This is a genomic window from Bradyrhizobium nivariense (genome assembly GCF_029846695.2).
In the GTDB taxonomy this organism is placed as follows: Bacteria; Pseudomonadota; Alphaproteobacteria; order Rhizobiales; family Xanthobacteraceae; genus Bradyrhizobium.
This window is the reverse complement of sequence record NZ_JARWCR020000001.1, coordinates 303,999-313,619: the sequence shown is the minus strand read 5'-3', so window position 1 is coordinate 313,619 and position 9,621 is coordinate 303,999. Positions and strand designations below refer to the sequence as shown.

Annotated in this window: 7 protein-coding genes; 4 read left to right on the top strand and 3 right to left on the bottom strand. The window is 60.1% G+C overall.

Annotated features, from left to right (window positions below):
- Window positions 1-68: 68 nt before the first annotated feature.
- A complete protein-coding gene (locus QCM77_RS01505; protein WP_347882345.1) occupies window positions 69-311 on the top strand; it encodes an oligopeptide/dipeptide ABC transporter ATP-binding protein in 243 nt (80 codons plus the stop codon).
- Between the two features lie 102 nt (window positions 312-413).
- On the opposite strand, the gene QCM77_RS01500 is transcribed toward QCM77_RS01505, so the two are convergent.
- The 3 genes from QCM77_RS01500 to QCM77_RS01490 form a co-directional block, all read right to left on the bottom strand.
- Entirely contained in the window at window positions 414-3,200 is a 2,787-nt protein-coding gene (locus QCM77_RS01500) for a UPF0182 family membrane protein (protein ID WP_279681590.1), read from the bottom strand.
- Between the two features lie 561 nt (window positions 3,201-3,761).
- Window positions 3,762-4,643 carry a complex I NDUFA9 subunit family protein gene (locus QCM77_RS01495; RefSeq protein ID WP_279681588.1) on the bottom strand — a complete coding sequence of 294 codons (882 nt, stop codon included), beginning with the start codon at window positions 4,641-4,643 and terminating at the stop codon, window positions 3,762-3,764.
- A 32-nt stretch (window positions 4,644-4,675) separates the two neighbouring features.
- The gene (locus tag QCM77_RS01490) at window positions 4,676-5,572 is read right to left on the bottom strand and encodes a DUF2189 domain-containing protein (RefSeq protein WP_279665822.1); all 897 of its coding nucleotides are present in this window, start codon (window positions 5,570-5,572) and stop codon (window positions 4,676-4,678) included.
- A gap of 554 nt (window positions 5,573-6,126) precedes the next feature.
- Between QCM77_RS01490 and coxB the strand changes: the two genes are divergently transcribed.
- The 3 genes from coxB to QCM77_RS01475 all read left to right on the top strand — a co-directional run bounded on the left by coxB (window position 6,127) and on the right by QCM77_RS01475 (window position 9,608).
- On the top strand, window positions 6,127-6,960 hold the full coding sequence (gene coxB, locus QCM77_RS01485; protein ID WP_279665823.1) for a cytochrome c oxidase subunit II: 834 nt from the start codon (window positions 6,127-6,129) through the stop codon (window positions 6,958-6,960).
- 171 nt (window positions 6,961-7,131) lie between these two features.
- The gene (gene ctaD / locus QCM77_RS01480; RefSeq protein ID WP_279665824.1) at window positions 7,132-8,907 is read left to right on the top strand and encodes a cytochrome c oxidase subunit I; all 1,776 of its coding nucleotides are present in this window, start codon (window positions 7,132-7,134) and stop codon (window positions 8,905-8,907) included.
- The gene (locus QCM77_RS01475; RefSeq protein WP_279665826.1) at window positions 8,904-9,608 is read left to right on the top strand and encodes a cytochrome c oxidase subunit 3; all 705 of its coding nucleotides are present in this window, start codon (window positions 8,904-8,906) and stop codon (window positions 9,606-9,608) included. The genes ctaD and QCM77_RS01475 overlap by 4 nt, the downstream gene beginning before the upstream one ends.
- The last annotated feature ends 13 nt before the right edge of the window (window positions 9,609-9,621 follow it).

Below are 9,621 nucleotides of genomic sequence, written 5' to 3'. Positions count from 1 at the left end.
GGCGGGACTGCCAGAGCGAGGACGTCACCTTCTATTCAGGTCATTGATGCGCGTCATGTCAATGCCATATCGATTATACGCTGGCGCTGATCGCTGCGACACCGTCGATCCGTTTGCAGAAGCGTTCTCGCGAGGTGGTGCTGTCGGGGGAGTTGCCGAGCCTCGCTTCACCGCCGTCAGGTTGCGTGTTCCGCACGCGCTGCCCGCATGCCGTTGCCGGCTGTGCCGAGAGTGTGCCTGTGTTGAGGGAAATTGCGCCCGGCCGACGCGTTGCCTGTCTTCGCGACGAATTGGTGGCCCAGGGTGCGTGAGATGCGCAATGTTCTGTGCGGCGAACCGCAATCGTGCGCGCCGACACAGCAGTCGCGGGTGGCAATTGGCGCGGACCCATTCTGGACTGCGGAGTTAGGGCACTAGTGGTCGGCGGAATACCGGTTCATTTGCTCCAGGAGCTCGCGCATTGCGTCGAACTCCGTACCAAAGCCTTTCCAGTCGCCGGACCTCAATCGTTCAACGGCCTGATTGTAGCGGTCGAGTGCCTCCCGTGCCTGACTTGACGACGGGCGTGGTGTGACAGGCACTTCCTCCTTCGTGCTCGAGATCGACCGCACCGCGCCAGGCTCGATGAACAGTGCTGACAAGGCCTCGTCGAGCGTCTCCTTCATCACCACATGTTCACCGTATGCCGCGATCACGCGTTTCAGCTCCGGCAGGTGCCCCTGCTCCGCTCGCAAATAGAGCGGCGTTACATAGAGGATCGAGTTCTCGATTGGAATCACAAGCAGGTTCGCACCGCGTATCACCCTTGAGCCCATCTGATTCCACAGCGTGATCTGTTGCGATATCTCGGTGCTCTGATTGATCCGCGCTTCGATCTGGAACGGCCCGTAGACGAGCTTCTCCTTGGGAAACTCGTAGACAATCAGCTTGCCGTAGTCGGGCGCGTCGCAGCGCGCGGCGAGCCACGCGATCATATTGTCGCGGCGGCTAGGCACCATGGGAAGCATGAGGAAGAACTCGGCCTGCGGCTCGCCGGGCAGCCGCATGATGATGTAATACGGGGCCATCGTTGCAACGCCGCCGCCGCCCGGCTGGCGCGGAAACTGCCAGAGATCCTCGCGGTTATAGAAAACGTCGGCGGCTTCCATGTGATAGCTCTGATAGAGCTGCGCCTGAATCATGAACAGGTCCTCCGGATAGCGAATGTGCCTCCGCAGATCCGTCGGCATGGACGAGAATGGCTTGAACAAGTTCGGAAAGATACGCCGGTAAGTCGCGGCAATCGGATCGGCGGTGTCCATCAGATAAAAGTCGACGGTTCCGTTATAGGCATCGATGATGACCTTCACTGAATTGCGAATGTAGTTGATATCCTGGTCTTGGGCCGGCTGCGCGGAGGGGAAGTAGGAGCTCACTGTGTAGGCGTCCTGCATCCAGAACATCCGCCCATTGCTGATGACCAGATAAGGATCGTGATCGAGCCTGAGGAACGGGGCGATCGTTCGTACCCTTTCCCCGATATTGCGCCGGATCATGATCCGGCTGTCGGTCGTGATGTAGCTTGAGAGCAGTAGGTTCGGGTCGTTGAAGTAGTAAGCGAACAGGCCTCTCCACATCATCGCTCCTATCGGAACGCCGCCCGCACCGTCATAAGCAGCGTAGACATTGTCTTTTCCCTTCGGATAGTCGAACTCCGGCGTGCTCCCCTTGACGATGATGTAATCGTCGCTCCGTTCGCCGTAGTAGATGCGCGGCTCGTGGATTTTGGGGCCGCCATCCGCAACCGGAGGAATATCCCGCAGATAGAGCAGCGGTAGCCCCTCTGTGCTTTTGCGCGTGACCGGGCTCATCACCGCGCCATTGCCATGAGTAAACAGCACGTGGCGGTTGACCCATGTCTGGGCATTCGGCGGCAGCAAGGAGGGCCGCAGTTCGCGCGCCGAGAGCATTACGCTTTGGTAGGATCCATCGAGCCAGTAGCGATCGACGTCAAGATGATGGAATTTGTAATAGGTGCGGATCTCCTGCAGCTGCGCGTAGGTGTCCGACAGGGGCTGCCAGTCCCAAAGCCTGATATTGTCGATTGTCGCCTTGTTGGCGTCGAGCGTCTTGAAGCTCAGCTTCTGTTCGGCGGCAAACGGCTTGGCAGCGATCTGATCGAGATTGTATGCCTGCCGGGTCAGGGCGATGTTGCGTTCGATATAGGGCCTTTCCAGCTCTAATTCGCTTGGCTTGACGAAGAACTGCAGGAACAGCACGGGAATCACGCCGGACAGCACGAAAGACCCGATCACGACAAGCAGGAACGCGGCTGCAGGAAGCCGATAGGTGCGCACCCGCACGTTTGCCCACGCGGCGAACGCCGCGACGACCGAAAGTCCGATCATCAACCACAAGGCCGGCAGCGCCACGTGGACATCGGTGTAGCTTGCACCGACGACCACGCCGTTATCGCCGTAGAGCAGCAGATAGCGATCGAGACCATAGGACCAGGCCTTCACCGCGAAGAGAAGCCCGAGCAGTGCCGAGCCGTGGGCAATCACCGCCGACGACATTGATCGGCGACGAAGGTCGTATTCGATATCGCCGTGCACCCAGTAGATCACCGCGGCGAAGAGCGCGCTCAGGACGAGCGCGAGCATCGTCCAGTTCTTGATGAGGATGTAGGCGGGCAGCGAAAATAGATAGAAGCCGATGTCCTTGTTGTAGAGCGGATCGTCTGCGCCATACGGCACCTGATAAACAAACCGCAGCAAGACGCCCCAGTTGCCAATCTCTGCGGCGGCGACAAGCAGAGCGAGCAAAGCTGCGCCGCCTGCGATCAACCGGGGCCACGGCAGTCGATCGCGTACAAGCGCAAGGAGATCTGGCGGCGCGTTGCCCACGAAATTCCACGTCGGACCGGCGACAAGTTGCGTCGACCGCCGTCGGGCAAAGCGCAGTGCGAACCATCCGTTCAACCAAAGTGCGACGGCAGTTCCGATCCAGACCGCAAGAAAGACGGCAGCTTTGGCGCCGATTGTTGTCCAGAAAACCTGCAGATAACCGATCGAGGAAAACCACAGCCAGTCGACCAGGAAGTCGCTCGCGAGCCAGAGCAGGAACAGGCAAACCCCAATGACGACGGCCGCAATAATGAGCCCGACCACGGCACTTTGCCTTGGTACCTTCCGTTCGGGTCCGGTGATCCCGATCGTCATGGCTTGATCATAGCAGAAATGAGGGACGCCCGCCGCTTGATTCGGTGGTCGGAATTGCGCCTCGAGGCGGGCGACGCAGGTGCTCGAAACTGCGTCGCCGGGACCCCGGAGCAGTGAGAAGTGGCAAATTGAAATGGCCGCCGGCTGGCTGAGGCTAGAGGCCGGCCCCCGACACCAACAGGAGGGCACCGACTGCCATCAGGAGAATGCCCGGCCAGTTCGCTCCGACACCCAGGAATCCCACGCCGCGCCGTGTTGGCTCCAGGGTATCGCCAGCCGGCCGACTAAGCGATCCCCGCCAAAGAGTAGCGCGTACCATGTACAAGATTCCGCCAAGAACGAGCAGAGCGCCAAGTCCCATCAGCACCATTCTCGCCTCCACAAATCATCGCTGCCCTGCACAACGAGTCAGGATTCAAGCGCCGGGAGGTGTAATTTGTTCCTGGCACCTCAAGGGTGTTTCGCCCCGTCGCAGCAACGATCCCCGCGATCGCAAGGCCGTTTCCGGACATCTCTTCTCTGGTCAGCTACTTCTGGAAGCCTTGGCGCGCTGGAAGCGGATTAGCCGCGGGGCCTGTTTGATCCTCGATGCGATGACATGCTCTGAAGGATTTCCTCGATCGAATGTGGCGAAATGCCCAGCTCGGCAAATCCAGGTATCTCCGGTGATGACACGGAGTCGATCCGCATCAGCTCCACCTGATTACGGGTAAGGGGTGGACGAGGGAGTATTTCGGAGGCCCATGCCAGCGCCTGCCAAACGGCAAACGGCATTGGAATCAGGAGAGACGCGAGGCCAGCTTGATGCGCGATCGCTCCGAGCAGTTGCTCGTACGAGTAGGAGGTCGGGCCGCCGAACTCAAAGACCGTCGGGTAAGTCTCGGCTCGCTCCATGATTCGGGCAACCGCCTCCGCAACATCTTCGACATAGGCCGGTTGCAATCTGGTCCGGCCGCGGCCGAACATCGGATAGATCGGAAGCCGACGAAGGAGCTTGAGGACGGTGTTGAGAAACGCGTCGTCCGGTCCGAACATCACAGCGGGGCGGACGATAAATGCATCGGCGAATTCCGCGCGGACCGCCCGTTCACCTTCGCCGCGCTTCCTGATGTAGAGGGATGGCGAGGCGGCATCGGCCCCGATCCCCGAAACGTGAACAAGCCGTTCGACTCCAGCCCGGCGGGCCTGGGCTGCTACAAGTTGGGCCGCCTCGACGTGAACGGAGTGAAACGTCTCCCCTCCGCGCTCGCGGTAAAGGCTGACCGCGTTCACGGCGCCGTAGGCGCCGACCAGCGCGTTCGCGACGGATCGCTCGTCGTGAATGTTGGCCGCTACAGATTGAGGTTGCACGTCCGGATGCCTTGACGCGATCCGGACGGAAAATTCGTGACTGCACAGATGGCGAACGATGCGGTTGCCGAGAAAGCCGGTTCCGCCGAACACGGTGATGGTGCGACCGGTCGTTGCTGCCCTGGCTAGCGTTCGTGGCTCCATGGGAAGAGTGAGGCCGGGAAGTCCGCCGCATAGCGGTGACCTATCGGTGGACGGGGCTGTTCTTCCGGCGGATTCGGGTCAGGCTCGACCACCTTCCGATAGAGATGCCAGGTGGCATGACCGAGCACCGGCAGCACGACGGCGAGACCGACGAAGAACGGCAGCGAACCGATCGCCAGCAGTGCCGCAACAACCAGACCCCATACCGCCATCGGAACCGGATTCTCCCTCACGGCCCGCAGCGACGTCCGGATTGCGTCGATCGCAGTCGCATGCCGGTCGAGCATCAGCGGAAACGACACAACACTGACGCACAGGGCCACGACGGCGAACAGGAAGCCGACGCCGCAGCCGACGATGATGAGCGACCATCCTTCCGGCGTCGTCAAAACACGCGTTGCGAAGTCGGGGATGGTTGCAGCCGGAGCGTGGCCGAAGGTTGCAATGTAGATCGCGTCCGCGGCGGCGATCCAGACCCCGAACAGAACCAGCAGGAGGACGCCGAGTTCGAGCATGGCGCCGAAGGACGGTGCGCGCAACACGTGCATGGCATCCCATGCTGCTGCTTCCTCTCCGCGCTCGCGGCGCCGGCTGAGTTCGTAGAGGCCGAGTGCGGCAAAAGGACCGATCAGGGTAAAGCCGGCGGCGAGCGGAAACAGTAGCGGCAGCACCGAATAGCCGATCACAAGTCTGAACAGGACAACACCGAGGACGGGATAAATCACGCACAGGACGACGGCGTGAGTTGGAATGGCCTTGAAGTCCTCCCAGCCCAGGCGCAACGCGTTGCCCAAATCGGAAAGGCTGATCTTGCGAACCACAAAGGCGGTAGAGACGCCAAACACGTCTAGCTTTGGTCTTGCGAATACTGTGGTCATGGCTCCGGGCTCCTTGACTGTGGTCGCGGGCGAACGGAGCGCTCTCAAAAAGCGCGCATCCGTCTCGTCCGCGGAAATCGCGATCGAGCCCGGCAAATCAGGTTCAACGTGAAGGAGCCTTGCCGGACGACATCTGTCGCGACCGGTCCAGTGAAATTAGTCCGATATACGATAGAAGCAAGACATAGCGCTCGCGGTTGGGTGATTTGTGCGACTGCACACGTCGATTATTGCGCTGCATCACCAAACGCCAGGTGCTCATGGATGCTCATCGGATTGCGCGTCAGACTCGCAAAGCCGGGGCGTGACATGGCCTTCTATTGTGCTATTGACGGTAAGCTCAACGGGGGCCATCTTAAGTTCTCAACGTCCCCCAGCTCCCGTGAAATGAGCGGTCGTGACGTGCAGTTCGTGTCAACCCTTTACGTCGCGACCGGTCGAATGGGCGAGGCAAGAGGCACGATGATGGCGAAGATGAATTCGCCATCGTGACAGACCTGAGTTCCGCCCTTTAACTCGTATCCGCAGCCTTTGGTGGCAAGGATGCATAAAGGATGGCTGTAGCGATTATACTGCTTTTGGTAGCGATCGCCTCGGTGCTGTTTCATATTTTCAGCCCGTGGTGGTGGACCCCGCTCGCCTCAAACTGGCGCTACATCGACGACACCATCACCCTGACATTCTGGATCACCGGGGCGGTTTTCTTCGCGGTCGTCGCATTCATGGCCTATTGCGTCTTCCGCTTTCGACACACGGAGGGAAGGCGGGCAGACTACAATCCCGAAAACAAGAAGCTCGAATGGTGGCTCAGCGTCGGGACTGCAATCGGCGTCGCAGCCATGCTGGCACCCGGCTTGGTCGTCTGGCACCAGTTCGTCACAGTTCCGGCCGATGCGACCGAGGTCGAGGTCATGGGACAGCAGTGGCAATGGAGCTATCGGCTTCCCGGAAAGGATGGCCGGCTCGGGACTTCCGATGCCCGCAATGTCAGTTCCGACAATCCCATGGGATTGAGTCCCGACGATGCCGCCGGACAAGACGATGTCGTGATTCAAAACGACGATTTGCACCTGCCGCTTGGCAAACCGGTGAAGCTATTGCTCCGCTCGATTGACGTCCTGCATGATTTCTATGTGCCGGAGTTTCGCGCGAAGATGGATATGATACCGGGCTCGGTCACATATTACTGGTTCACGCCCACGCGCACCGGAACATTCGAAGTTCTCTGCGCGGAACTCTGCGGTGCCGCGCACGCGCAGATGCGGAGCAAGGTCATCGTAGACGAAGAGAAAGACTATCACGCGTGGCTGGAGAAGCAGCGGACGTTCGCCGAGTTGTCGCAGCAGCGCAACGTCGCGAAAGCGGCCTACAGGTCAGGAAGCGAATGAAAATATCGGCGAGGAGCGCCGCATAGCAGAGGGCGAACTCTTCGCTAAAGCATGATCCGGAAAAGTGCGTAGCGGTTTTCCGAATAGATCATGCTCAAACGACAACCTAGAGCACGATGACGATTCATCCCAATCTCATCGCGCTCTAAGAGAGACCAAGGAGGAATTCCGATGGTCGATGTCCCGTTTGACACCGTCGCAGGCGTCCCGCCCGCTGAAGTGGGCGAGGTCGAGCTTTATCATCCGAGAAGCTGGTGGACGAGGTACGTCTTTTCGCAGGACGCCAAGGTCATCGCCATCCAGTACTCGATCACGGCGATGTCCATTGGAATGGTTGCGCTGGTGCTGTCATGGCTGATGCGGCTGCAACTCGGATTCCCCGGCACGTTTTCGTTCATCGATCCGAACCAGTATCTCCAGTTTATCACCATGCACGGCATGATCATGGTGATCTATCTTCTCACCGCGCTGTTCCTCGGCGGCTTCGGCAACTACCTTATCCCGCTGATGGTCGGCGCCCGGGACATGGTGTTCCCCTATGTGAACATGCTGAGCTACTGGGTCTACCTGCTCGCGGTCGTGGTGCTGGCTTCGACCTTTTTCGTGCCCGGCGGGCCCACCGGCGCCGGCTGGACGCTGTACCCGCCGCAAGCGATTCTCTCCGGTACTCCCGGGCAGGATTGGGGCATCGTGCTCATGCTGGTCTCCCTGATCCTGTTCATCATCGGCTTCACCATGGGCGGGCTGAATTACGTGGTGACGGTGCTGCAGGCGCGCACGCGCGGCATGACGTTGATGCGTCTGCCCTTGACGGTGTGGGGCATCTTCACGGCCACGGTCATGGCGCTGCTGGCCTTCCCGGCGCTGCTCGTCGCCTCGGTGATGTTGCTGCTCGACCGCCTGCTGGGAACCAGCTTCTTCATGCCCACGCTGGTCGAGATGGGCACGCTGACGAAATATGGCGGCGGCAGCCCGATCCTGTTCCAGCACCTGTTCTGGTTCTTCGGACATCCGGAAGTCTATATCGTGGCGTTGCCGGCCTTCGGCATCATTTCCGATCTGATCAGCGTCCACGCGCGGAAGAACATCTTCGGCTATCGCATGATGGTCTGGGCGATCGTGGCCATCGGCGCCCTCAGCTTCGTCGTATGGGCGCACCATATGTATGTGAGCGGCATGCATCCGTATTTCGGGTTCTTCTTCGCCACCACGACGCTCATCATCGCCGTCCCGACCGCGATCAAGGTTTACAATTGGGTGCTGACCCTTTGGCGAGGCGACATTCATCTCACCATCCCGATGCTGTTCGCGCTGGCGTTCATCATCACCTTCGTAAACGGCGGCCTGACCGGCCTGTTTCTCGGCAACGTGGTCGTAGACGTTCCGTTGTCGGACACGATGTTCGTTGTGGCGCACTTTCACATGGTGATGGGTATTGCGCCGATCATGGCCGTGTTCGGCGGACTCTATCATTGGTACCCGAAAGTCACCGGACGAATGCTCAATGAGGCGCTTGGACGATTCCATTTCTGGGTCTCGTTCCTCGGAGCCTACGCGATTTTCTTCCCCATGCACTATCTGGGTCTGTTGGGGATGCCCCGCCGCTATCATGACATCGGCGAAACGGCCTTCGTTCCGGCATCCGCCCATGACCTCAATGCGTTCATGAGCGTGGCGGCCCTGATCGTCGGCTTCGCCCAGCTCGTGTTCCTGTTCAATCTGATCTGGAGCCTGTTCAAAGGAAGAGAGGCCGGCGGCAATCCCTGGGGAGCCGCGTCGCTGGAATGGCAAACGCCAGAGACCCCGCCGGGGCATGGCAACTGGGGCAAGGATCTTCCGATCGTCTATCGCTGGGCCTACGATTACAGCGTCCCCGGCACCGCCATGGATTTCGTGCCGCAAAATGAACCGCCGGCTGGATTGTCGGCGCAGGGGGCCCACCCGTGAGCGCCATTATCCTGTTCATGGCCGGAATCGCCGCAATTGCGGGTTGGTGGCTCTCGCAACAGCGGCTGACAGCCAAGCCCTGGCTGGAGGAAGGGCTGATCGTCGATCTTCGCGAACAGAGTACGTCGTCCCTGCCGCCGGCGAAAATCGGATTGGGCGTGTTTCTTGCGGTCGTCGGTTCGTTGTTCGCACTCTTCATCAGCGCTTACTCCATGCGCATGAACCTGGTGGACTGGCGGACGTTGCCGGTGCCGGCGCTGTTGTGGTTCAACACCGGTGTCCTGGTCTTGAGCAGTGTGGCACTGCAATGGGCGTATATGGCCGCGCGCCGCGACGACATCGACGGCCTCAGCGTCGGCTTGTGCGCCGGTGGCGCGTCCGCCATTATATTCCTTGTCGGGCAACTGCTGGCGTGGCGCCAGCTGAGTGGCGCCGGGTACTTCCTGGCGTCCAATCCAGCCAATTCGTTCTTCTACCTGATCACCGCGGTGCACGGGCTACATCTGATGGGCGGCCTGGTGGCCCTCGGCAGAACGACGGCCAAGGTATTGCGTGGCGCCGAGGCGAGTCAAATTCGCCTGAGCGTAGAACTCTGCACTATCTACTGGCACTTCCTGCTGTTGGTCTGGCTGGTTCTGCTCGGCCTGCTGACGGGCTGGACAGACAATTTCGTCGACATCTGTCGCCAGTTGCTGAGCTAGGGAAGGCAAGGAC